Raw genomic sequence first — 24,650 nt, 5'->3', positions numbered from 1 at the left:
ACGCCCCCCATCCGATGGCCGACTTACGACCTGCCCTGGGCGGAGTACTCGAGGATTCCCGGTCAGGGGGCGACGAAGCCTCCGACTCCGGGGAGCGAGGGCTGGCCGGCCCGCGGGTAGAACCCCGAACCGATGACGGACACTGTGAACGCAACCGGACCGGAACCCGTGCGCACGGTGGCGCGTTCCGGTGCGGGCTCCAGGAAATTCACGCACGGCTTCACGACTACCGACCCGCGGTCACCGCTGGAGACGTTGAGATAGCTGACCCTGACGAGGGCGCCGCCGGCGCTGGACGAGCAGAGCTCCGGCCGAAACGGCGCCGAGAACGTCGTCTCGCCGGGAACTCGCCACCCGCACAGATCGTGTTACGCACAACTAAACACCCGCGCTCTCGAGCGCGTCCGGCGGGGTCGCCCGCGAGAAGGATGATCTTCGCAGGTCAGACTGTCGCGGACAGCATCGTCACTCGGGCGAAACTTTTCCTGCCCGAAGCGAGTAGCCCCGCACGTCGGCGGGTACCCGGCATCCACGCTGCCCCGGGCTCGACGGCCCCGAGTGGCAGCCAGGCCCCCTGACCGGTCCCCCTCGGCTGGGAGGCCGTCCGCCGCTCGTGGCCGGGGACGCCCCCCTCTTCCTCGGCCGCGGGCGGCTCCTCGTGCGCCTGCACGTGGTGCGGTCAGGACGGGCGACGATGTGCCGGCGACCGGCGACATCCTGTACGTGGCCAACGGAAGCCGCAGAATACTGTAATCGTTCACACGACCCGCCGAAGCCGAAACGCGGTTGTCATTTTCTGCGCACCTTGCACATCGAATGGTCTCTCGCATAGTCACTTTGACGTTGACGACACATCAAAGGTAGGCCACGATCATGCGACAACCGGGCTGCGGCGCCCCGCGTCGTGACCCGACAAAGGTCGCTACTCGGCCGTCCTCGCCCGCACACTTCCGAGGTACTCGCCGCAAGTAGTTCGATACAAGGAGTCGCACGTGGGCGCTGCGCAGATCGTGTTCTTAGTCGGCCTCGCTTCTCTGATCGTGGCCATGGCGCTACGCAAGAACGTCATGATCCCCGCGGTAGTCGCGACATTTGCCACAGCACTTGCGTACAGCGGCAGCGTCCCGAATGCCATCATGTCGGTATTCCGGGCCACCATCACTTCCGGCACCGCGCTGTTCGAGATCTTCATCGTCATCGCCGCGGTGACCTCGATGCTCGCAGCGATGCGGGCGATCGGTTCCGATGAGGTGATGGTGCGCCCCATCAGCCGGTGGATGGTCAATGGCCGCGTCGCTTACATCGTGTTGTTCGTCTTCACCTATCTTCTCTCGTTGTTCTTCTGGCCGACCCCGGCACTGGCCCTGATCGGTGCGGTCCTACTTCCTGCCGCGATCAAGGTGGGTCTGCCGCCGCTCGGAGCCGCGGTGGTTCTCGCGATCTCCGGCCAGGGAATGTCGATCGCCTCCGACTACGTGATCGGTCTTGCGCCGTCGATTTCCGCGAGCGGCGCAGGCGTTCCCGCCGACGACATCGCCGACCGTGCCCTGGTGATCTCATTGATCGTCGGTGTCACCGCGGCGGTGCTCGCCTACTTCCTGACCGTCCGCCGCAGGATGCGTACGGACCCAGTTCCGGGCACCGAACCGATGGGTGGAACCGTGCATCCCACCGGCGGTGTCGGTGGCACGCCCGCCGGCACGTCCGCTGGTTTCCCGCCGGGTCAGGACGTCGCGGTCTCACCCACCGCCACGGACGTGCTCGACGAGGAACTGCCCGGCTTCGAGGACGACGGAACGAGAATCACGGATCGCCCGACACTGACCCGTGCGTGGGCGATCGGCGTGCCCGCCGCGTTCCTCGCCGTCCTGATTTACATGTTGATCGGTCGTTTCACCGACATCGTCCCCTGGGAGGACGGCGGCGGCGCGTCCCTGGTGGGAGGCACGGCAATCATCCTGATGGCACTCGTGACCATCACGTCACGACGATCCGAGGCTCTCGAATTCTGCGCCACCCACTTCATCGACGGTCTGTCGTACGCCTTCAAGGCGATGGGCATCATCCTTCCCGTCGCAGGTTTCGTGTACATCGGCATTCCTGATTATTCGGGCGCCATTCTCGGACTCGACGACGGCACCACCGGTCCGGCCTTCCTCTTCGACACCGTGGAACGCGTGCAGCCGTACATCCCCGACAACGGCGTATTCGTCGCGCTCAGCATGCTCTTCATCGGTATGGCGGTCGGTCTCGACGGTTCGGGGTGGGCCGGCCTACCCCTCACCGGTGGATTGGCTGCCGCGCTGGCGCCGCAGTCCGGGATGGACACCGCGACCTTGGCGGCCATCGCCCAGAACGGTGCCACGTGGACGGGCGGGGGAACTCTCGTGATCTGGTCGTCGCTGGTGGTGGTCGCCGGATTCTGCCGGATACCGGTTGCCGAACTGGTCCGCCACCTCGTCGTCCCGGTGATGGCCGGACTGCTGCTGGCCACCGGAGCCGCCGTCGTCATCTGGTAGCGGCTCATCGCCGAACCAGGTTTCCGCACAACCCCTGACATGGAAGGACACCACGAAATGAGCTCGGTCCCGTTCCGCTACGACCCCGCCCGGTGCGCACTGATCGTCATCGACATGCAGAACGATTTCTGCTCCCCCGACGGGTCGCTGGCACAGAAGGGCTTCGACGTGACCGCCCCGGTGGCGATGGCTCCGCGCCTGGACCACCTCGTCTCGTCTGCGCGCACGGCCGGGGTCCGGGTGATCTTCGTACGCACCCTGCACGACGAAACCACTGATACACCCCAGTGGCTCGGCCGCGTGGGCGAGGGACCGGACGCGGCACGCACCGGAATTACTTGCCGCACAGGAACACCCGGAGCAGACTACTATGCCGTCGCTCCGCGGGACGGCGACGTGGTGATCACGAAGAACCGGTTCAGCGCATTCGTCGGCACCAACCTCGACCTCACCCTGCGTTCCCTCGGCATCGATTCCCTGCTCTTCACCGGCGTCGCCACCGAGGTGTGTGTCGAGTCGAGTCTGCGTAGCGCGCTGTTTCACGAATACTGGGTTTCGCTCGTCGAAGACTGCGCTGCCACCTACAGCCGAACTGCCCACGACGCTTCGGTGTCCGTCGTCGCACAGAACTTCGGCACCGTGATCACGGCCGAGAAGCTCGAGACGTTCTGGACTGCAGAATTGTGAACGGCTTCCGCTGGCGACGGGCGCGACCCGCGAGGTCGGCCAGCGATCAGCTGTGACTGTGCAGTGGTGTTCCCGCGAGAGCGAGGTGTGCCTCGCCGAGCGCTTCGGTCTGGGTGGGGTGCGCGTGAACGAGGGTGGCGACTTCGTCGGGGTAGGCGCCCCAGTTGACGATCAGTTGGGCCTCGCCGATCAGTTCGCCCACGCGTTCGCCGACCATGTGGATCCCGACGACCGATCCCTCGGTGGCTCCGGCTCGCACCAGTTTGACGCCGCCGCTGGTTCCGAGGATCTGGCTCTTGCCGTTGCCGGCGAGGTCGTAGACGACGGTGGCGACGTCTCCGTGCCGCTCGCGGGCCTGGTCTTCGGTGAGCCCGACCGACGCGACCTCGGGGTTGGAGTACGTCACCCGGGGGATGCCGCTGTCCTCGATCGGTGCCGGGCTCAGGCCGGCGATCGTTTCCGCGACGAAGATTCCCTGTTGGAATCCGCGATGCGCGAGTTGCGGTCCGGCGACGATGTCACCGACCGCGTACACGTCCGGCTGCGAGGTCCGCAGGGAGTCGTCGACCGTGACGAAACCGCGGGAGTCGAGTACGACGCCGTGCTCGGTGAGCCCGACGTCGGCGGTCCGGGGGCCGCGGCCGACCGCGACGAGCAGCAGGTCCGCCTCGATCGTGTCGCCCGACTCCACGGTGACGCTGACCGTGCTCTCGTCCTGGACCGCTTTCGCGAATCGGGTGCCGGTCATGATGGTGATGCCGCGTTTGCGGAGGGCCCGGGTGAGTTGCTTCGACGACCACTCGTCCTCGGCGGCGACGAGCCGGGGCAGCGCTTCGACGATCGTGACGTCCGCGCCCAACGATGCCCAGATGCTGGCGAATTCGACCCCGATGACACCGCCGCCGAGTACGACGACGCGCTTCGGAAGTTCGGGAAACGTCAGTGCCTCGTCGCTCGTGAGGATGCGGCCACCGATCTCGAGTCCGGGCAGGCTCCGGACCTGCGAGCCGGTCGCGAGCACCAGCGACGTGCCGGTGATCGTGCGATCGCCGACGTGCACGGTGCGCCCTCCGCCGTAGCGGCCGGTTCCGTGCACCACCTCGATCTTGTGGCTGCGAACCAGCCCCTGCAGGCCCTTGTACAGGCGTTCGACCGTCGCGTTCTTGTAGGCGTGGACACCGCCGAGGTCGATCCCGTCGAGCGTCGCCCCGATACCGAGGGCCGACGCGTGCGTGACGGTGTCGGCGACCTCGGCGGCGTGCACGAGCGCCTTGGTGGGGATGCACCCTCGGTGCAGGCAGGTGCCGCCGACCTTGTCCTCTTCGATCAGGGTGACGGTCTTACCCAGTTGCGCGGCGCGGAAGGCACATGCGTACCCGCCGGATCCACCGCCGAGAATCAAGAACTCCGGTTGGTCGGACATGGGAAAACTCCCTCGGTCGGGCACGCCATGGGACGTGCAGCAAAGGTCGAAGTGGACTGGGTTTCAGCTCAGTGCGATCAACGTCAACGGATCCGACAGGATCTGACCGATGGCCGCGAGGAATCTCGATCCCTGCTCGCCGTCGACCAGTCGATGGTCGAACGACAGGCTCAGTGTGGTGACCGACCGCAACGCGATCTCTCCCTGGTGTTCCCACGGCTGCCTGCGGATCGCCCCGAAGCACAGGATCGCCGCCTCGCCGGGGTTGAGGATGGGCGTGCCCGCGTCGATTCCGAAGACGCCGACATTGGTGATCGTGATCGTGCCGTCGGCCAGATCGGCGGGCCCGGTCTTGCCCTCCTTCGCCGTGGTCGTCAGATCCGACAGGGCGATCGCGAGGTCTCGCAGACCGAGGGTGTGGGCGTTCTTGATGTTCGGCACCATCAGCCCGCGCGGGGTGGCGGCCGCGATGCCGAGATTCACGCAGCGTTTGACGACGATCTCCTGGGCGTCCTCGTCCCAGGACGAATTCAGGGTCGGGTTGGTGCGCAGCGCCACGAGCAATGCCTTGGCCACCAACGTCAGTGGTGTCAGGCGCACGTCGGTGAAGTGCTTCGTGTCGCGCAGCTCAGCCAGGAGGTCGATCGTCGGGGTGACGTCCACCGTGACGAACTCGGTGACGTGCGGGGCGGTGAATGCGCTGCGGACCATCGCTGCGGCGGTGTGCTTGCGGACACCCTTGATCGGGATGCGTTCCTCGTCGGCGTCCGCCGGGACCGTCGCCGCCGACGTCGTGACCGGGGTGGCGGTGCGGTGGCGCTCGAGGTCGTCCCTGGTGACTTCACCGTGCACCCCGGTTGCGTTCACCTCGGTGAGGTCGACGCCGTGTTGCTTCGCGGCGAACCGCACCGGGGGAGAGGCCAGCGGACGCGACGTGCGCGGCGCCGGGGTCACGTCGACCCGGGTTCCCGCCGGGCGCCGCTGCCGGCGCCGGCTGGACGAGTCCTCGGCCACGCCGTAGCCGACCAGGACCGGGGTCCGCTCGGCCGGGCCCGCGGGAGCGGTCGGCTCGGGCGCGTCCGCCTGGCCCTCGCCGGCGACCGCGACGTCGATGAACGGGCTGCCGACGTCGATAGTTGTCCCCTCCTCGGCGTGCAACGCGACCACCGTTCCGGCGTAGGGCGAGGGCAACTCCACCGACGCCTTCGCCGTCTCGACCTCGGCGATGATCTGGTTGAGCGTCACGGTGTCGCCGACCTTCACCAGCCAGGTCAGCAGTTCGGCGTCGGTGAGGCCCTCGCCGAGGTCGGGCAGCAGAAATGTCTGGACAGTGGGCATGGCGAACTCCTGGTTCCTACGCGGTGAAGGTGCGGTCGACGGCGTCGAGGATGCGGTCGACGTCTGGCAGGAAGTGCTCCTCGAGTTTCGCCGGCGGATACGGGACGGTGAAGCCGCCGACGCGGGCCACCGGCGCTTCGAGGTGATAGAAGCAGCGCTCGCTGATGCGGGCAGCGATTTCGGCACCGATCCCGAGGAACAGGGGCGCCTCGTGGGTGATCACCAGGCGTCCGGTGCGCTGCACGGACGCGGCGACGGTGTCGACGTCGAGCGGGGAGATGGACCGCAGATCGATCACCTCGATCGACCTACCCTCGCCCGCAGCGACTTTCGCGGCCTGCAGTGCAGTTGTCACGAGCGGCCCGTAGGCGACGACGGTGGCGTCGGTGCCCGGTGCGACCACCCGGGCCTTGTGCAGGGGACTCGTCTCGGCCGCCGGGTCTATCTGCCCCTTCTCCCAGTACCGGCGCTTGGGTTCGAAGAACAGCACCGGATCGTCCGACGCGATGGCCTGCTGAATCATCGTGTGCGCATCGGCGGCGGTGCTGCAGGTGACGACGCGAAGACCGGCGGTCGCGGCGAAATACCCCTCCGGCGACTCGGAGTGATGCTCGATCGCACCGATGCCGCCGCCGTACGGGACGCGGATGGTGATCGGCATCTTCACGTTTCCGCTCGTGCGGTAGTGCAGTTTAGCGACCTGCGAGACGATCTGGTCGAAGCCGGGGTAGATGAACCCGTCGAACTGGATCTCGCACACCGGGCGGTATCCGCGCATCGCGAGACCGACTGCGGTGCCGATGATCCCGGATTCGGCGAGCGGGGTGTCGATGACACGGTTGGGACCGAAGTCCTTCTGCAGTCCGTCCGTGATGCGGAAGACACCGCCGAGTTTGCCGATATCCTCTCCCATGAGCACGACCTTCGGGTCGTTCTCGAGGGCGCGGCGCAGGCCGGCGTTGAGGGCCTTGCCGAGCGGAAGCGTGGTCGGGGCGGCCGCGGAGATGGCTGTGCTCATGCGTCGGTTCCTTCGAAACTGTCGAGGTAGGCGGCGAACTGGCGCCGCTCTTCGTCGACGAGGGGATGAGGTTCGGCGTACACGTTGTCGAACAGGGACATCGGCTCGGGTTCGACGGTCTCGAGGCATCCACGGCGCAACGCCGCTGCAGTGTCGTCGGCGCGCTGCTGCACGGCGGCGAGGTAGCCGTCGTCGATCGCGCCCGCCGACTCGAGGAGGGCGCGGATACGGTCGAGGGGGTCCTTGCGTTTCCATTCCTCGTCGAGCGCGGCCGGCCGGTACCGGGACGGGTCGTCGGACGTGGTGTGCGGACCCATCCGGTAGGTGACCGCCTCGATCAGGGTGGGTCCGCTGCCTTCCCGCGCCCGTTCGAGCGCGGCCCGGGTCACGGCGATCACGGCGAGGACATCGTTGCCGTCGACGCGCACACTGGGAACCCCGAAGCCCCGGCCCCGCGCGGCGATACTCACCCGCGATTGCAGGCTGACCGGCTCGGAGATCGCCCACTGATTGTTCTGGCAGAAGAACACCACGGGCGCGTTGAAGCTCGCGGCGAACCCGAAGGCCTCGGAGATATCGCCCTGACTGGTGGCGCCGTCGCCGAAGTAGGTGATCGCGGCGCCGTCGGAGCCGTCGAACTGCATGCCCATCGCATACCCGGTGGCGTGCAACGCCTGCGCGCCGACGATGATCGCGGGGGTCGTCATGTTGTATTCGAACGGGTTCCAGCCCGAGTGCGTCGATCCCCGCCAGAACCTGAGCATGTGGGTGGGGTCGACGTCGCGGCAGTACGCGACACCGTGTTCGCGGTAGCTGGCGAAGACGAAGTCGTCCGGACGGAGGGCGCGCGCCGACCCGACCTGCGCGGCTTCCTGCCCCAGCAGCGGAGCCCACAGCCCCAGTTCGCCCTGACGCTGCAGCGCGGTCGCCTCCGCGTCGATGCGCCGCACCACGACCAGGTCTTCGTACAGCGCACGCACCGCGGTGATGTCGACATCGTCGACGTACCGGGAGTAGTCCGGATGCTCTACTCGCGCACCGATTTCGGTGACCAGCTGCACCACGTCGTCATTGTCGAACACGAAAACCTCCGAAAGTGATGTACCGGGAGAGCTCGCCACCCGCGAGTGACCGTGTCGGTCAGAATGTTGCATTCACACAATCATCAGGATTCATCATGCGCAAGTGTTGTCATTCAAAATAAGCAGAATGCTCAAATCGCGAGCGGCAAACTCTGGCATACTGCGCTACATGACGAAACTCGATCGGACCGACGCCCGGCTGCTGCTCGCCCTGTGCGACGCCCCTCGCGCCACCGGGGTGCAGCTGGCCTCGCTGCTGGGGATGGCACGGAATACCGTGCAAGCACGGATGTCTCGCTGGGAGGAGCAACGAGTGCTCGCACCGGTCGACCGCTGCGTGTCACCCCGCGATCTGGGATACCCCCTGCAGGCGTTCGTCACCGCGGTGGTCGACCAGCATCGCCTCGAGGACGTCATCGAACACCTGCGGGACATCGCCGAGGTCGTGGAGGTCGTCGGCATCTCCGGGGCGGCGGACCTGCACATCGGCGTGGTCGCCGTCGATGCCGACGATCTGTATCGGGTCGCCGGCCTCATCCTCGCCGTGCCCGGGATCGAGCGCACCACGGTGTCCGTGGCGATGCGCGACGCCATCCCCTACCGAACCCGGCCGCTGCTCGAGCGGATCGCCGAGGAGCAATGACGAAGGCGCTGCCGTCGACCGCCCGGCAGCGCCTGTTCTCCGATCAGCGATGTACGGCGACGACCTCCCCGCCGATGTCTTCGACGCTGCGAGTGGGAGTTACCCGCGATCTGAGTACGAGAACCAGCACCACGGCGACGAGCATGACCGCCCCGACGACCCACAGGCCTGCGCGTGAGTTCCCGGTGGCGTCGAACAGCCATCCCGTGACGTACGGGGCCCCGAAACCGCTCGTGTTGCCCACCGAGTTGACGACGGCGATGCCTGCCGCGGCGCCCGCGCCGGTGAGGAACGTGCTGGGCAGGTACCAGAACACCGGCAGGGCACAGAACACACCGACCGCGTTGACGGTCACCGCGATCATCGTCGTGAGCGGAGACTGCATGTACAGGGCGATCGGAATGGAGACGGCTCCGATCAGGGTGGGGATGGCGACGTGCCAGATCCTTTCACCGGTTCGGTCGGAGTGCCTGCTCCACAACACCATTGCGACAGCACCGACCGCGAACGGGACCGCGACGATCAACCCGGTGGTGACCAGTGAGAAGTCGGTGTCGAACGTCTTCTTGAAACCGGCGACGATGCTGGGCAGGAAGAAGCTGAGCGAGTACAGGCCGTAGGTGATTCCGAAGTAGACAAGACCCAGCATCCACACGCGGGAGTCGGTCAGCGCCCGGCCCACCGACATGTGGGAACCGGATTCGGCCGCCTCGGATTCGAGTTCACGAGTGAGCCAGACCTTTTCGTCCTCGTCCAGCCACTTGGCCTGCGAGGGCCGGTCCGTCAGGTAGAACCAGGTGACCACCGCGAGCACGACGGCGGGGATCCCCTCGAGCAGGAACATGACCCGCCACCCGGACAGTCCGAACAGCCCGTCCCAGTATTGAATGATGGCGCTCGACAGCGGGGCGCCGAGCGCCGACGACACCGGGAGCGCGAGAAGGAACAGGCCCATCAGCCGGACCCGATAGGCGCGGGGAAACCACAGGGTCAGGTAGAGCAGCACACCCGGGAAGAAACCCGCCTCGGCGATACCCAGCAGCATGCGCAGCGTGTACAGCGAGCCGGCATTGGGCACGAAGGCCATGGCCGCCGCGATGATTCCCCACGTGAGCATGATCCGGGCGATCCACCGGCGTGCCCCGAACCTGTGCAACGCGAGATTGCTCGGCACCTCGAACAGGAGATATCCGATGAAGAAGAGCCCGGAGGCCAGACCGAACATGGTCTCGGTGAGTCCGAGTTCCTCGCTCATCGTCAGCTTCGCCAGCCCGATATTGGTCCGATCGAGATAGTTGACGAAGTAGGCCAGGCCGAGGAACGGAATGAGCCGCCGGGCGACCTTCCGGACCACCCTCGCCTCGATCTCGGGTTTCTGCAGTACAGAGGACATGTGTGACTCGACTTTCTGAGGAGTGGGCATGGGTCGGACCGCCGTGTCCCGCTCGGCCGAAAAGCTTGCGTGACAGGCGTTGGTGCTCGGGGTGGTTTACGAGAAGATCTTCCCGGGGTTCATGATTCCGTGTGGGTCGAGGGCGTTCTTCACCGATCGATGCATGCCCAGGACGACCGGATCGAGTTCCTGGGCGAGGCCGTCCATCTTCAGTAGACCGACACCGTGCTCGCCGGTGACCGTGCCGCCGAGTTCCAGTGCCGCGTCGATGATGTCCGCGAACGCGGCCTGCGCGCGGGCGCGGGCGGCCTCGTCGTCGCGCGGCGTGATGAGGAGTGGGTGCAGGTTTCCGTCGCCGGCGTGTGCGATGTTGGCGATGGTGGTCTCGTGGTCGATACCGATCTGTTCGATGCGCGCAAGCATTTCGGGGACAGCACGTTTCGGCACGCACACGTCTTCGGTGAGGACCGGTCCGAGCCGCTCCATCGCGGGGTAGGCCAGACGACGCGCAGCGAACAATGCGTCGGCTTCCTCCTGGTCGGTGGAGACGGCAGACCACGTGGCTCCGGCTTCGTCGAAGCACGACAGCATCTTCTCCGCTTCCTGGTCGCCGACGACTCCCGCGGTGTCGATTCGGCCGAGCAGAACGACGTTCGCCTCCACCGACAGTCCCATTTTCTTCCACGCGTCGACGGCGATGAGGCACTGCTTGTCCACCAGTTCGAGCGCCGACGGGGTGAGCCCCGCCGCGGCCACCGCGCTGACGGCCCGGCCCGCGTCGACGATGGAATCGAAGTAGCCGGCCACCGTGCGCTGCGGGTCCTGGAGTGGACGCAACTTGACGGTGATTTCGGTGATGACGCCGAGCGTTCCCTCGGACCCGACCATGAGACCCGCCAGATCGTAACCGGCCACACCCTTGGCGGTCTTGCGGCCGAGGCGCACGAGGTCACCGGTGCCGGTGACGATCTGCATGCCGAGCACGTAGTCACGGGTGACGCCGTACTTGACGCAGCACAGTCCGCCCGCGTTGGTGGCGACGTTCCCTCCGATCGTCGACCACGGTGAACTGGCCGGATCCGGCGGATACCAGAGTCCGTGTTCGGCGCACGCGGCGCGGAGATGGTCGTTCACCACGCCGGGCTCGACGACGGCATACCGCTCGAGCGGATCGATTTCCTTGATCGCGTTCATGCCCTCGAGTGCGAGGACGACGCACCCGTCGGTGGCGTTCGCTCCGCCGGACAGACCGGTCCCGGTACCCCGGGTGACGACGGGGGTGTCGTGGTCGAGGCAGGCGCGCACGACAGCCTGGACTTCGAGGGCCGTTCGGGGCCTGACGACCGCGAGCGGAGCGGCGTACGGCGCCCACTCGGCTTCGTCGTGCTGGTACTTCGCGACGACGTCGGGGTCGCGCACGACGCGATCCGCGGGGAGGGATGCCAACAGTGCATCGATCAACATGGCGAAAACCGGTCCTTTGCGGGCGAGAAGGTGATGCCTCGAATCTAGCTGTGATCTGCATCTCGGCCAATGTAGGTTTCATCTATCAAATCCAGGAATCCATGGATGGAGACACCAGTGAGTACTGCCGATCGCGGCTGGATGGAACTGCTGCTCGACGACGCACCCATCGACGAACTCGATGCCCTCCGGCGCACGTTGATCGAGGAATCCGACGCGTCCGACAGAGCCGCGGTCGAACGCGAAGCCAACGCCGCACTCCGGCTCCGGGCGCAGCTCGACCAGCGCCAACAGCGCAGTAGGGAGTTGGCGGCGCTCAACGACATCGCCGCCCGATTGACGACCGTCCGCTACGACCGGGTGTTGCTGCAGGAAGTGGTCGATCAGGCGCGGTAACTGCTCGGTGTGGATCTCGCCTACATGGGGTCGGTCTACGACGAGGAATTCGTCATCGAGGTCACCAGCGGGGCCCTGACCCCGAACCTCGTCGGAATCCGGTTGTCCCTGGACGAAGGACTCGTGGGCCTGATCGTCCGCAGGTCCGCGCCGGAATGGACGCCCGACTACCAGAGCGAACCGGCGTTCCGGCACATCACCGGAGCCGACAGCGCAGCGCGGTCGGAGAACATGCGCGGCCTGCTCGGGGTGCCCCTGCGCGTCGCCGACCGCGTCATCGGTGCCCTGTTCGCGTGCAAGCGTCAGGAGCGGGCGTTCACCGAATCCGAGATCGCGCTGTTGTCGGCGCTGGCAGCCCATGCGGCGATCGCGATCGAGAACGTTCGCTCGTTGGAACGCGAACGAGACACCGTCGCACGGCTCGAATCGGTGAACGCCGAATTGTCTCAGCGCACAACCGAGCTCGAACAGATACTGCAATGGGATCGGACGCTGACTCAGGTGGTGCTGCTCGGCGCCGGGGTGCAGCGTCTGGTGCAGGAGGTCGCTCAGCTCTCCCGGCAACCGGCCTATTTCGTGCAGGACGAATCCGAGTTGCCCGTGGACCTGATGCCGCACGCCGACGAGGTGTCGGCGGCGGTCCGTGAGCTGCGCGCCGGCGGCAACGACCACGCCGAACGCGGCGAGGTGATCGCGCAGCGTGTCGCGGCTGCCGGCGAGATGCTCGGCGCGCTCCTGTCCGTGGGAGCCGGGCAGCCGACCACTCGCCTCCTGCTCGAACGCGCGGCACCCGCGATCGCACTGTCGCTCGCCGAGGAACGTGCGGCGGGGGAGGCGACGCGTCGCGCACGGGATGCTTTTCTCGTCGACCTCCTGACCCATCCCGCCGCCACCGCACAGGACGAGCGCCGCCAACTGCGGTTGGCCGGACTCAACCCCGACACGACGTACTGCGTCGCCGTGGCGATCGCCGCGGGCCAGGACACGGTCCGTACCGCTCTCGGGACATTGCCCTTCCCCTCGGGAACCGTTGCAGCGGAGCATGGCTCCCGCGCGCTGGCGGTCGTGCCCGCCAAAGATTCCGCCTCCGTCCAGGCGGTGTTCACCGCCGGACGGCTCGGCGCGACGATCGGCATCGCGGAGCCCGCGCGTGGCGCGAAGGCGCTCGCGCGCGCCTACATCGAAGCCCAGCAGACCGTCGATGTGCTCGACACATTGGGACGCGCAGATGAGGTCTCGTCCGCGCGCGGTCTGGGCATCTACCGGATCCTGCTGAGCCACATGGCGCGCGAGCACCTCGACGAACTCACCGAGGCACAACTGGGCCCGCTGATGGCGGAGCAGGCCAAACGCGGAGTGCCACTGCTGGAAACACTGTCCGAGTATCTGGCTCACGGCCGTCACCATTCGGCGACCGCGTCGAGTCTCGGCGTGCACGTCAACACCCTCTACCAGCGTCTCGACGCGATCGACCGCCTCCTCGGCCCGGACTGGCGCGACCCCGACAAGGCTCTCGATCTGCAGGTGTTGATGCGGTTGCGCAGAACCGCAGAACTACTCGGCGCGCGAACGCGGTGACACGGTTCAGGCGCTGATGCCGCCCGTGAGGATGGCGGCGAGTTCGGCGTAGGCGTGCGCGTCGTCGAGTCCGGTGCTGTCGCGGACCCCGCGCTGCTGGATGCGGACCATCATGGTGGCGGCGAGGTCGGCGGCGAAGGCGGCGTGCACGTCGCGGAAGTCCCCGCCGGCGACGCCTTCGGTGATCAACTCCTGGACCCGGCCGGCCGCGAACTGCGTGTTCCGTTCGTATACCTCCCGTGCCGGCGGGAAGGCGTCGAGGTCGGTCATGAACTGGTCGGAAGCGGCCGACAGGGCGGTGCCCACGGCCGACAGGTAGGCGGTGATCCGCTCGCGGGCCCCGGTGATCGGCTCGATGTGCGACTCGACATCGTCGGTCGCGCGGCGGAAGAAGTGCACGGTGGCGGCCCGGACCAGCTGTTCCTTGCTGCCGGCGAGGGTGTACAGCGTCGACTTCGAACAGCGCAGCCGGTTCGCGATCTCGTCGAGCGTCAAGTGGGCGAACCCCTCGACCAGGATCAGGTCGACGAGGGCGTCGAAGAGCTGGGTGCGCCGTCGGGTGGCGAAACCGGTTCGGGTGGGCTGCTCCATGACAGAAATAGTACTGGGCGATGCCTTGCAGTACTATTTCGCAATCAGTACCCTGGGGCGTAATCCAGTACTGTTTTCCGTAGCCTTCTCGAGGAGAAACCGTGGCCGTCGATCGCTTGCTGCCTACTGACGAAGCCCGTGACCTGATCCAGCTCACGCGTGACGTCGCCGACAAGGTCCTGACGCCGATCGTCGACGAGCACGAGAAGGCGGAGACCTACCCCGAAGGTGTGTTCGCCACCCTCGGCGAGGCCGGACTGCTGAGCCTGCCGTACCCGGAGGAGTGGGGCGGCGGCGCGCAGCCGTACGAGGTGTACCTGCAGGTGCTCGAGGAGATCGCCGCCCGCTGGGCATCGGTCGCGGTCGCGGTCAGCGTCCACAGCCTCGCCTGCCACCCGTTGATGGCGTTCGGCACGGACGAGCAGAAGCAGCAGTGGCTCCCGGAGATGCTCGGCGGCAACACCATCGGCGCCTACAGCCTGTCCGAGCCGCAGGCCGGATCCGACGCCGCCGCACTGACCTGCAAGGCCTCCGCAACCGACGGCGGGTACGTCGTCAACGGCGCGAAGGCGTGGATCACCCACGGCGGCATCGCCGATTTCTACAACCTCTTCGCCCGCACCGGTGAGGGATCGAAGGGGATCTCCTGCTTCCTGGTCCCCAAGGACACCGAAGGTCTGACGTTCGGCAAGCCCGAGGAGAAGATGGGCCTGCACGCCGTGCCGACGACGTCCGCACACTACGACGACGCCTTCGTGCCCGCGGAACGACGTATCGGCGCGGAAGGCCAGGGTCTGCAGATCGCGTTCAGCGCACTCGATTCCGGCCGCCTGGGCATCGCCGCCGTCGCTGTCGGTCTCGCGCAGGCCGCCCTCGACGAGGCCGTCGCCTACGCCCAGGAACGGACTGCGTTCGGCAAGAAGATCATCGACCACCAGGGGCTCGGCTTCCTGCTCGCCGACATGGCGGCGGCCGTCGACTCCGCGCGCGCCACCTACATCGACGCGGCCCGCCGCCGCGACGCCGGCCTGCCGTACTCCCGCAACGCGTCCGTCGCCAAGCTCGTCGCCACCGATGCCGCCATGAAGGTCACCACCGACGCCGTCCAGGTGCTCGGCGGCTACGGCTACACCCGCGACTTCCGCGTCGAGCGGTACATGCGGGAAGCGAAGATCACGCAGATCTTCGAGGGCACCAACCAGATTCAGCGCCTGGTCATCAGTCGCACCCTCGCCGCGAACTGACGCACCCACCCCCGAGAAAGGCTCCTCCTGATATGCCCACCTCTGTGATCGTCGCAGGCGCCCGCACCCCGATCGGCCGGCTGCAGGGTTCGCTCGCCGGGTTCTCCGGCGCCGACCTCGGCGGAATCGCCATCGACGCGGCGCTCGGCAAGGCCGGTGTGGCCCCGGACCAGGTGCAGTACGTCATCATGGGTCAGGTCCTCACCGCCGGCGCCGGGCAGATGCCCGCCCGTCAGGCCGCCGCGAAGGCCGGCATCCCGATGAGCACCCCGTCGCTGAACATCAACAAGGTCTGCCTGTCGGGGGTCGAGTCGATCATCCTCGCCGACCAGTTCATCCGGTCCGGCGCATTCGACGTGATCGTCGCCGGCGGCATGGAGTCGATGAGCCAGGCACCGCACCTGCTGCCCGGTTCACGCGGCGGTTTCAAGTACGGCGACGTCACCCTCGTCGACCACATGGCCCTCGACGGGTTGCACGACGCGTTCACCGATCAGCCGATGGGGCTGCTCACCGAGGCCGGCAACGACAGGGACGTCATCGCCCGCGAGGACCAGGACGCGTTCGCGGCCCGCTCCCACCAACTGGCCGCCAAGGCCTGGGACAACGGGATCTTCGACGACGAGGTCGTCCCGGTCGAGATCCCCGCCCGCCGCGGTGAGAGCACCTGGCTGCGCCGCGACGAGGGCATCCGCCCCGACACCACGCCCGAAACCCTGGCGCGGTTGCGTGGCGCGTTCCGGGACGGTGGCACCGTCACCGCGGGGAACGCGTCGACGATCAACGACGGTGCCGCCGCGGTGGTGGTGATGAGCAAGGAACGCGCCGAAGCGGAGGGGCTGACCTGGCTGGCCGAGATCGGCGAGCACGGCATGGTCGCCGGACCGGATTCGGGTCTGCAGTTCCAGCCGTCGGGTGCCATCGCGAAAGCCTGTGATGCGGCAGGTATCGCGCCTGCCGAGCTGGATCTGATCGAGATCAACGAGGCGTTCGCGGCGGTCGGGATCGCCTCGACCCGGGAACTCGGCGTCGACCCCGACCGGGTCAACGTCAACGGCGGTGCGATCGCCCTCGGTCATCCGATCGGCATGTCCGGCGCCCGGATCACGCTGCACCTCGCGCTCGAGTTGCAGCGCCGCGGCGGCGGCACCGGCGCCGTCGCCCTGTGCGGCGGCGGCGGACAGGGCGACGCCCTGATCCTGCGCGTCCCCTGACAACCCCGCTTACCCACTACTGCCGCAAACCTATTCGAGGAGAACTTTGTGAAGATCGATGGAGCCGTCGCTGTCGTCACCGGCGGAGCATCCGGACTCGGCAACGCCACCGCCCGGGCCCTGCACGAGCGCGGCGCCCAGGTCGTGCTGCTCGACCTCCCGTCGTCCGACGGGGAAGTGGCCGCCAAGGAAATCGGGAAGGGCGCCTACTTCACGGCCGCCGACGTCACCTCCGCCGGTGACGTCACCTCCGCGATCGACTTCGCCGCGTCGCTCGGCGACCTTCGCGTGGTGGTCAACTGCGCCGGAATCGCCACGCCCGGCAAGGTTCTCGGCAAGGCCGGCGCCCTTCCCCTCGCGGACTTCGAACGCGTCGTCCGCATCAACCTCGTCGGCACGTTCAACGTCCTGCGCCTCGCCGCCGAGAAGATCGCCCAGACCGAACCCGTCGACGGGGAACGCGGCGTCATCATCGACACCGCCTCCGTCGCCGCATTCGACGGCCAGATCGGTCAGCCCGCCTACGCCGCATCCAAGGGCGGCGTCGCCGCGATGACACTGCCGATCGCCCGCGAACTGGCCCGCCACCTCATCCGCGTCGTCACCATCGCGCCCGGAATCTTCGAAACGCCCATGATGGCCGGGCTTCCCGAGGAGGCCCAGAAGTCCCTCGGACAACAGGTGCCGCACCCCTCCCGGCTCGGCAAGGCCACCGAATACGCCGCCCTCGCCGCGCACATCATCGACAACGCCATGCTCAACGGCGAAACCATCCGCCTCGACGGAGCCATCCGGATGGGTCCCAGGTAGGCGACCGACGGTCGCTGCAGGCGGCACCCAGTCAGCGGGTGCCGCCGATGAACGCCGTGACGGTCAACGGCTCGGGGACCGTGTTGTGGTCGTGCGGTTGACCGACCGTATCCGCCACACTCCTGCCCATTCGATCTCGCTGACCGCGCCGTTGACGATGCGCGGCACCGCAATGCCACAGAGATCGCCGAGCACCGCGCGGATGAGCGCCCCGTGCGTAATGACCACGATCCGGCATCCGGGATGCATCTCGACGATCGCATCGAGGGCGCGGCGTCCACGTGCAGAAACCGCCTCGAGGGGCTCGAGGTCGGGGAAGTCGCAGTCAGGCCATCGCTGCTCGGCGTCCGCCCGGGTCAGCCCTTCGGCGGCACCGTAGCTTCGTTCGATGAGGTCGGAATATGTTCCCGCAATGCTGTTTCCGAGATGCGCGGCGATGATCCTGCCGGTGTCGATCGCGCGCGAGAGCGGGGAGGTGACCACCGTATCCCACGCATCGGCTCCGAGCATCCGCGCGGCATCGCGGGCCTGCGCGCGGCCGACGTCGTCGAGCGGTGTGTCGGTGTGGCCTTGCAGCAGCCCCCGCCGGTTCCAGTCGGTGCGGCCGTGGCGCACCAGCGCCAATCGGGTCGTCTGGCTCATCGCGACGTACTTGCCAGCGCTGCCGCACCGAGAGTGGGTGCGGCGACCTGCGTCGGGTCCGCGTAGAACAGAGCGCGGCGGATTGTCAGACCGACGCGGTCGCCGACCACCGGCCGGGTGCCGCGTACCGCACAACGGAATTGCGCACCGTCGCAGGATACGACGACGTCGCTCGCGTCACGCCCGAACAGAGACGACATGACGATCCCCTGCGTGGTACCGACGTTCTCCACCGTCGTCACCGCGATGTCGGTGGGCAGCACGGCGAGCGTGCCCACGCCGGACGACGTGTCGGCCAGCCGATCCCGCCCCACGTGAACGGTGCCGTCGGCGCTCGAGAACCCGTTGTCGGACACGGTGCCGTGCAATAGGTTCGCGTCCGAGAGGAATTTCGCGACGAATGCCGAGCGCGGTCGCTGCACCAGTTCCTCCGGTGTGCCGACCTGCTGAATCTGCCCGCTGTCGAGCACGACGACCCGATCGGCCAGGGCGAGGGCCTCGGCGCGGTCGTGCGTGACGTGCACGACTGTCAGGTTCTGCGTGCGGGTGAGGGTGCGCAGTTCCAGACGTAACCGATCGCGCAGCGGTTCGTCCAACGCAGACAGCGCCTCGTCGAGCAGCAACGCGCGCGGCTGTGCCACCAGTGCCCTGGCGAGCGCGACGCGCTGGCGCTGACCACCGGACAGGGTCGCCGGATCGCGCTTCGCCAACCCGGGCAGCCCCACCAGCTCGAGCACTTCGGCGACCCGCTCGGCCCGCCGGGCGCGCGGCACCTTCCCGACCTCGAGCGGGTACGCAACGTTGCGCCCGACGCTGCGGTGCGGCCAGATCGCATGCTGCTGGAAGACCATTCCCAGTTTGCGCTTTTCCGGGGGCACGGTGTGTGCGCCGTCGGCGACGACCTCGTCGCCCAGGCGCACGAGGCCGGCGGTGGGGGCGAGAAAACCGGCGACGGTCCGCAGCAGGGTGGTCTTACCCGAACCTGACGGTCCGACGAGCGCGACGAACTCGCCATCACGCACGTCCAGGTCGATACCGGACAGTCCCACGGTGCCGTCGGGGTAGTGAAGGTCGACACCGGTGAGGGTGATCGCGGACATGACGATGACTTCCGATCTGTGAAATGGGTCAAAAGCGCCCGGCGCGGCTGCCCGCGAGCAGGCCGATACCCGCGATGCCGACGAGCGCGACGAGCAGGGACAGCGCGGACGCGGCGTTGTAGTCGCCGGCCTGCTGCAGGTTGAAGATGGACACCCCCAGGGTCTGGGTGCCCGGTGCCACAAGCAGCACCGACATGGTCAGCTCGCGCACCGCGGTCAACGCCACCAGCATGCCGCCTGTCGTCGCGGCCGGCACCGTCATCGCCCACGGCACGTCCCGTAACGACCGCAGGCGGGACGCACCGGACGCGCGCGCAGCCTCTTCCAGCGAGGTGGGGGTGGTGGACAACGGCGCACGCACCGCTTGCACGACGATCGCCAGGAATGCGGTGACGTACGCGCACAGGATCACCCAACGTGTGTCGAACAAGCTCGTGTAGCGGCCGACGATCAGCCAGCCCACAGCGATGACCAGCCCGGGCACGGCCTGCGGCAGCATCGTGAGCAGATCCAGGCTCGTGTTGTCCCGCGCACGGGTGCGGGTGGTGAGCACTCCGACGACCAGCCCGGCGACCGCGCACACGATTCCCGCACCGACGGCGAGGAAGAGGGAGTTCTGTACGCCGACCAGGGTTCCCGGCGCGGTCACCGCTGCCACGATGCTGTCGAGTGTCAGATTGTCCAAGGTCAACGGCACGCCGGGCGCGGGGAGGAGCGCCTGGGACGCCAGCGCGAGGATCGGGAGTCCCGTCAGCGCGAGACCCACGGTCCAGGCCAGTGCACCGGACAGGATCCGGACACCGCCGAGCGGCAGCAGTTGCGGGGCGGTGACCGGGCCGTCGAGTTGCCGGCTGCGCCGAGACAGTCGCCGATCGACGACCACCGCGAGTACGGCGAGCAGCAGCAGCACGATCCCGATGGTGGAGACCACCTCGAGCGGCCGGTCCACCGTGCCGGACTGGATGTAGCGGTACACCATCGTCGACAACGTCACGTACCGGTCCGGCAGACCGATCAGGGCGGGAATCCCGAAGTCGGCCAGGTTCGACACCGCCGTGAGGGTGAACGCGGCGAGAAGGGCGGGCCGCAGCAGCGGCAGCGTCACGGTGCGCATCGCGTGCACAGGTGAGGCACCGCCGATGCGGGCGATCTGTTCGAGGTCGCCGGGCACCCTCCGCAACGCCGCCGCGACGATCAGGTACGCCATCGGGTACGAGTGCACCGTCAGCAGGAACACGACGCCGTCGCCGCCGTAGATGTTCCACAGCGGACCACCGAACCGTTCGGACCAGACCCGGTTCACCATTCCGCTCGGGCCGAGAAGGCCGGTCCACGCAATCGCCCCGACGAAGGGCGGGATCAGCAGCGGCGACAACAGAATCAGGCGCAGAATACCGCGCCCGGGCAGATCGGTGCGGTCGAGCAGCAACGCCATCACGGTCGCGAGAACCACCGCGAACACCGCCGACAGACCGGCCGACACCACGCTGTGGGTCGCGGCGCCGACGATATCGTCGTCGATCAGCTGTCCGATGTGGTTGCCGCCGAAGCCGAGTGACACGACAGTGGCGAGCGGCGCGACGATCACCGCCGCGACGAACAACCACACCGCCACCCGCACGGCGCCGACGGGCTCGAACCGCCGCCCGGGCAGGGCTCGGGCGGCGGGAGAAGATTCGGTGCTAACCCACGAGGCCATTGAACTTCCGGACTGCCTCGTCCTGGATCTGCGTGATCTTCTGCAGATCCGGGGTGAGCAGCGCGAGTTCGGACAGTGCCGGTGCTCCGTCGGGGGTGCCGACGTCGCCGCGCACCGGCAAATACTGCTGCTCGACGGCCAGTTCCTGACCCTGCTTGCTCACGAGGAAGTCGACGAACTTACGTGCCGCCTCGGCGGCGTCCGAGTCGGTGAAGATGCCTGCCGGCTGCGAGATGTAGGGAATGCCGTCCGTGGGATAGGCCAGCCCGATCGGAGATCCCTTCGCCGCCAGTTCCCGCACCAGGTAGTCGACGACGATGCCCACCGGCTGCGTTCCGGCCGCGACGGCCTGCCCGACCGGTCCATTACTTTCGGCGACCACCGGTTCGTTCGCGGCCAGTGCCTCGAGCCAGCTCTCGCCGAGTTCGGGGGTGCTGAGCCACACCGCGGTGTTGAAGGCGGCGGCACCGGACACATCGGGGTTCGGCAGCGTGATCCTGCCGAGGTACTTCGGGTCGGCCAAGTCCTTCCACGAGGTGGGAGGCGCGTCGACCGCCGCGGTGTTGTACGCGATCACCGTCGGGATGATGCGGGTGCCCACGTAGAAGCCGTCGGGGTCGACGACGTCCGGGTTCAGTGCGTCCACGTCGGCGGGGGTGTACTGCTGCAGGAGCCCTTCGGCCTTGTAGCCCTCGAAGGTCGGGGCGTCGGCGGCGAGCAGCACGTCGGCGCCGATCGTGCCGGTTGTGCGCTCGGCCTCGATGCGGGCGGTGAGGTCGCCGGTGCCCGCGCGGAACACCTCGACGTCGATGCCCGTCTCCTCGGTGAACGCGGCGACGAGCGCATCGATCTTGGCCTGCGGTTCGGAGGTGTACACCGTCAGAGTCTGGGCGTCGCCGCTCGCGGCGGTGCCGGTCTGTTCGGCGTCGGATGCGGCGGGCTCGGAGCACGCGGCGAGGGTGAGCACGGCGACGGTGCCGAGCGCGGCGACCGATATGCGGCGGGACAGGGATTTCACAAGTTTCTCCTGGTCGAAAGGGGTGGGTATCGATGGGATGAGGAGTTCGGGTCAGGGCGCGGCGGCGGTGAGGGTGGGGCTCGACCTGAACAGCACGTCGGGGGTGTGCAGGGGAATAGGCAGCGCGCTCACCCCGTGCCGTGAGCAGCGGACTATCGAATACGTCGGGGCATCGAACCCGACGACGGTGTCGGCGGACGTCCCGATGTCCTGCAGGTAGGCGAGCGAACCACCCACCCACAACGGGATCCCGGCGAACATCCCACTCATCGGGTGGTGGAAATGGCCTGCGAGGATCGCCATGACGTCGGAGCCGTCGAGCGCCGCGGCCAGTTCATCCGGGGCCGCCAGTTCACGTCCGGCGAGTGTGGCCGCCGGTGACGGTACCGGCGGGTGGTGCAGGGCCAGGATCGTGCCGTTCGGTGCGGGCGAGCCAAGCTCGGCGCGCAGCCGGTCCAGGTCCTCCCGCGACACCGATCCGGCCGCGGTGTCGAGCCCGATCACCCGGAATCCGTGCACGTGTTCTATCGGGTTTCGCCCGAACACCGTTGTGAAGCTCGATGGTTCGTCGTGGTTTCCGGGGACGACGACCACCGGGCATCCGAGCCGGGCGCGCAACTCGGCGAACGCCGCGGCGAGGGCCGGGTAGGTCGAGGATTCACCGTGGTGCGACAGGTCTCCGGTGACCACGACGACGTCCGGACGCAGCATCGACGATTCCACGCGCTCGGCGACCTGCCGCACCCGGGCGGTGCCGTCGACCTGTGTGTAGAGCGGTGCGGCGGCGGTGGCGTGCACGTCGCTCAGGTGCAGCACCGTGAGTTCGGTGGTGTCGAGCAATCGCACGCGCAGCGCCTCGAAGTCGGTCTCCGTGAACCCGTGGGCACGAAGATAGTTCGTGACTGTTTCGTACCGGCCGCGGACGTGAGCGAGGGCGGAGGCCATCGCCGGCGGTGGCGAATCCAGGTGGAGTTCGAGTGCCCGGGTGTAGTCGGCGGGGTCGAGTGAAAGCCCCGCCAACAGTCGCCGCACCGGTTCCTCACGGTGGGGTCGCACCTGCGTTCCCGACCGGGCGTAGTCGTCGAGGATCACCGCGTCCGGAACGCCCACTGCCGCGAGAGCCAGGGCGACGACCAGTCCCGTGCGGTCCTTACCCGCGGTGCAGTGCACCAAGACCGGGGCGGGGGCGTAGGCGAGGGCGCGTAGCGCCTCCGTGAGGGCGCCGCCACGTTCGTCGAGCAGTGTCCGGTAGACGACGGCGACGTCCCCGATCTGCGGCGGACCCGTGCGCGGGTCGTACAGCGGATGGTGCGCCACTGACCAGTCGCCCGTCGTATCCGCGGTGGCACGTTCGGTGACGTCGCGCAGGTCTATCACCGTGCGGATACCACACGCGCGCAAACTGTTCCGACCTTCGTCGCGAAGGTGATCGAGCGCTGCGGAGCGGAACAGTACGCCCGGTGAGAGGCCGGGCCCCGCGACCGCCCGCACATTGAATGTGCCGGCAACCTCCATCGCCTCCACGATCCACCTTTCACCACTCAACGTTCCATTCGTTCCGGAACGGCGTTCCGTCGGTGACATCGTGTGGGGCGGGATTGAACGGGTGGGACCGCGTCGCCCAACAATCGGTGGCGGGAACGCTAACAGTCAGAGGGGTTCCGAGTGTCGCAACCGCTCGTACGATGCGGTTCATCGGGAAGTGAATCGCTGAGCGCGTCAGCGACGACGTCGCGCGCCCCGGTGTCCACCGCACCCCGCTCGGGATGGCCCAGCACCGCACGTTGCAGGGCATACAGGATCGTGAACTGGCTGATCCTCGCCGAGAACGAATCCGCCTCGTTCTCGTGCAGACCTGCTCCTGCCCACAAGACGTGCTCGGAGATACGGGTCAGCGGGGTATTGGAGTAACTCGTGATCGCTATTACCGACGCGTTCCGTTCACGCGCCGCCGCGCACGCCCTCAACGTGTGGGTGTTCGCGCCGGAGTAGCTGACCGCGAGACACACATCCTCGGCGTTCAGCAACCGCGCCGAGAACTGCTGCCCGAGGATGTCGAGCGGCGCCTCCACACTGCGACCTGCGGTGGTGAAACGTAACGCCGCGTCCTGGATCGGTGGGGACGAGAAGCCGTTACCCACCATCAGGATCCGTCGGGCCCGGACGATCAGGTCCACGACGACCGCGAATCCGGCGGCATCAATCGTCGCGTGGGTCGCGGTGAGCGCCTCGGTGGCAGCCCCGAACGCCGCGTCCACCGGGGTAGCCGCCTGATGCTCGGGGTCCGTTGTGACGCGGGCCAGTTCGAGCCGGAGATGCTGAAATCCACGAAATCCCAGTCTCTGACATGCGCGCACCACAGTAGCCGGGGACGTGCCCGATGCCGCCGCGAGTTCCGCCGTCGACAGCTCGACCACCGCCGCCGGCTCAGCGAGTACAGCCCGCGCGACTCGCTGTTCACCGGGGCCGAGTGTGGCCAGACCGGCACGCAACCGTGCGAGAGTGGCGCTCGAACGCCACGGGTCGGCGAAGGAATGCGACATGTCGGCTGCTGTCCTGTTCGTCCCCACGCCGGTGGACTCCGGCGGTGTCAGGATCGTCAGGGTAGCCACCATTGCACGGCTGTCGACGAGGGGCGGCGCCGGTTCACCACGGCGTCATCGAACGGTTGCACACCGTCCATCGGCTCGCCACCGGTGACGATCGGATTTCACAGTCCGGGTGGGTGAGGGTGCGCTAGGACATGTCTCCTAATAGTTTGAGCCACTCGACGATGCCGGCGAGCAGGAAT

General features: G+C 67.7%; 20 protein-coding genes and 1 pseudogene. 7 read left to right on the top strand and 14 right to left on the bottom strand.

The window, feature by feature from the left end; all coding sequences use genetic code 11:
- Positions 1-62: 62 nt before the first annotated feature.
- The gene (locus QM693_RS00105) at positions 63-212 is read right to left on the bottom strand and encodes a hypothetical protein (RefSeq protein ID WP_280779410.1); all 150 of its coding nucleotides are present in this window, start codon (positions 210-212) and stop codon (positions 63-65) included.
- 780 nt (positions 213-992) lie between these two features.
- On the opposite strand from QM693_RS00105, the gene QM693_RS00100 reads away from it, so the two are divergent.
- Together QM693_RS00100 and QM693_RS00095 are read left to right on the top strand one after the other, a co-directional pair.
- The gene (locus QM693_RS00100) at positions 993-2,519 is read left to right on the top strand and encodes a permease (protein WP_283350964.1); all 1,527 of its coding nucleotides are present in this window, start codon (positions 993-995) and stop codon (positions 2,517-2,519) included.
- 57 nt (positions 2,520-2,576) lie between these two features.
- Complete coding sequence (locus QM693_RS00095) at positions 2,577-3,206, top strand: cysteine hydrolase family protein (RefSeq protein WP_283350963.1); 630 nt, start codon at positions 2,577-2,579, stop codon at positions 3,204-3,206.
- A gap of 46 nt (positions 3,207-3,252) precedes the next feature.
- Here QM693_RS00095 and lpdA read toward each other — a convergent pair whose 3' ends face one another.
- From lpdA to pdhA, 4 genes are all read right to left on the bottom strand, one after another.
- Positions 3,253-4,629, bottom strand: a complete 1,377-nt coding sequence (lpdA, locus tag QM693_RS00090) for a dihydrolipoyl dehydrogenase (protein WP_283350962.1) — start codon at positions 4,627-4,629, stop codon at positions 3,253-3,255.
- A gap of 63 nt (positions 4,630-4,692) precedes the next feature.
- Positions 4,693-5,967, bottom strand: a complete 1,275-nt coding sequence (locus QM693_RS00085; protein ID WP_283350961.1) for a dihydrolipoamide acetyltransferase family protein — start codon at positions 5,965-5,967, stop codon at positions 4,693-4,695.
- Positions 5,968-5,983: 16 nt separating this feature from the next.
- Positions 5,984-6,985, bottom strand: coding sequence for an alpha-ketoacid dehydrogenase subunit beta (locus tag QM693_RS00080; protein ID WP_283350960.1), 1,002 nt, complete (start codon positions 6,983-6,985; stop codon positions 5,984-5,986).
- Entirely contained in the window at positions 6,982-8,067 is a 1,086-nt protein-coding gene (gene pdhA / locus QM693_RS00075) for a pyruvate dehydrogenase (acetyl-transferring) E1 component subunit alpha (protein ID WP_283350959.1), read from the bottom strand. Before pdhA ends, QM693_RS00080 begins: the two co-directional genes overlap by 4 nt.
- 169 nt (positions 8,068-8,236) lie before the next feature.
- On the opposite strand from pdhA, the gene QM693_RS00070 reads away from it, so the two are divergent.
- Positions 8,237-8,710, top strand: a complete 474-nt coding sequence (locus QM693_RS00070) for an Lrp/AsnC family transcriptional regulator (RefSeq protein ID WP_016881876.1) — start codon at positions 8,237-8,239, stop codon at positions 8,708-8,710.
- A 43-nt stretch (positions 8,711-8,753) separates the two neighbouring features.
- On the opposite strand, the gene QM693_RS00065 is transcribed toward QM693_RS00070, so the two are convergent.
- Both QM693_RS00065 and QM693_RS00060 read right to left on the bottom strand, forming a co-directional pair.
- On the bottom strand, positions 8,754-10,103 hold the full coding sequence (locus tag QM693_RS00065) for an MFS transporter (RefSeq protein ID WP_283350958.1): 1,350 nt from the start codon (positions 10,101-10,103) through the stop codon (positions 8,754-8,756).
- A gap of 96 nt (positions 10,104-10,199) precedes the next feature.
- Positions 10,200-11,567 (bottom strand): FAD-binding oxidoreductase, encoded by a 1,368-nt coding sequence (locus QM693_RS00060; RefSeq protein ID WP_283350957.1) that lies wholly within the window; start codon positions 11,565-11,567, stop codon positions 10,200-10,202.
- Positions 11,568-11,672: 105 nt separating this feature from the next.
- On the opposite strand from QM693_RS00060, the pseudogene QM693_RS00055 reads away from it, so the two are divergent.
- Positions 11,673-13,541, top strand: a pseudogene (locus QM693_RS00055) (helix-turn-helix domain-containing protein).
- 6 nt (positions 13,542-13,547) lie between these two features.
- Here QM693_RS00055 and QM693_RS00050 read toward each other — a convergent pair.
- Positions 13,548-14,132, bottom strand: a complete 585-nt coding sequence (locus QM693_RS00050) for a TetR/AcrR family transcriptional regulator (protein WP_009476362.1) — start codon at positions 14,130-14,132, stop codon at positions 13,548-13,550.
- A 101-nt stretch (positions 14,133-14,233) separates the two neighbouring features.
- Between QM693_RS00050 and QM693_RS00045 the strand changes: the two genes are divergently transcribed.
- From QM693_RS00045 to QM693_RS00035, 3 genes are read left to right on the top strand one after another with little or no spacing between them, the layout of a single operon-like run.
- Positions 14,234-15,376, top strand: coding sequence for an acyl-CoA dehydrogenase family protein (locus tag QM693_RS00045; RefSeq protein WP_016881871.1), 1,143 nt, complete (start codon positions 14,234-14,236; stop codon positions 15,374-15,376).
- A gap of 32 nt (positions 15,377-15,408) precedes the next feature.
- The gene (locus QM693_RS00040; protein WP_280779395.1) at positions 15,409-16,590 is read left to right on the top strand and encodes an acetyl-CoA C-acetyltransferase; all 1,182 of its coding nucleotides are present in this window, start codon (positions 15,409-15,411) and stop codon (positions 16,588-16,590) included.
- Between the two features lie 48 nt (positions 16,591-16,638).
- Positions 16,639-17,400, top strand: a complete 762-nt coding sequence (locus tag QM693_RS00035) for an SDR family NAD(P)-dependent oxidoreductase (RefSeq protein ID WP_005257808.1) — start codon at positions 16,639-16,641, stop codon at positions 17,398-17,400.
- 63 nt (positions 17,401-17,463) lie between these two features.
- On the opposite strand, the gene QM693_RS00030 is transcribed toward QM693_RS00035, so the two are convergent.
- The 6 genes from QM693_RS00030 to QM693_RS00005 form a co-directional block, all read right to left on the bottom strand.
- On the bottom strand, positions 17,464-18,042 hold the full coding sequence (locus QM693_RS00030; protein ID WP_283350956.1) for a histidine phosphatase family protein: 579 nt from the start codon (positions 18,040-18,042) through the stop codon (positions 17,464-17,466).
- Complete coding sequence (locus QM693_RS00025; protein WP_283350955.1) at positions 18,039-19,142, bottom strand: ABC transporter ATP-binding protein; 1,104 nt, start codon at positions 19,140-19,142, stop codon at positions 18,039-18,041. Before QM693_RS00025 ends, QM693_RS00030 begins: the two co-directional genes overlap by 4 nt.
- Before the next feature lie 28 nt (positions 19,143-19,170).
- Complete coding sequence (locus QM693_RS00020) at positions 19,171-20,841, bottom strand: ABC transporter permease (protein ID WP_283350954.1); 1,671 nt, start codon at positions 20,839-20,841, stop codon at positions 19,171-19,173.
- Positions 20,825-21,859, bottom strand: coding sequence for an ABC transporter substrate-binding protein (locus QM693_RS00015; RefSeq protein WP_283350953.1), 1,035 nt, complete (start codon positions 21,857-21,859; stop codon positions 20,825-20,827). Before QM693_RS00015 ends, QM693_RS00020 begins: the two co-directional genes overlap by 17 nt.
- A gap of 51 nt (positions 21,860-21,910) precedes the next feature.
- Positions 21,911-23,374 carry a tyrosine-protein phosphatase gene (locus QM693_RS00010; RefSeq protein WP_283351453.1) on the bottom strand — a complete coding sequence of 488 codons (1,464 nt, stop codon included), beginning with the start codon at positions 23,372-23,374 and terminating at the stop codon, positions 21,911-21,913.
- A gap of 128 nt (positions 23,375-23,502) precedes the next feature.
- On the bottom strand, positions 23,503-24,402 hold the full coding sequence (locus QM693_RS00005; RefSeq protein WP_283350952.1) for a MurR/RpiR family transcriptional regulator: 900 nt from the start codon (positions 24,400-24,402) through the stop codon (positions 23,503-23,505).
- Between the last annotated feature and the right edge of the window lie 248 nt (positions 24,403-24,650).

Source organism: Rhodococcus sp. IEGM 1305 (assembly GCF_030058635.1).
In the GTDB taxonomy this organism is placed as follows: Bacteria; Actinomycetota; Actinomycetes; order Mycobacteriales; family Mycobacteriaceae; genus Rhodococcus_F; species Rhodococcus_F opacus_D.
Note: the sequence above shows the minus strand (reverse complement) of the source record. Positions and strands in the feature narration are given on the sequence as shown.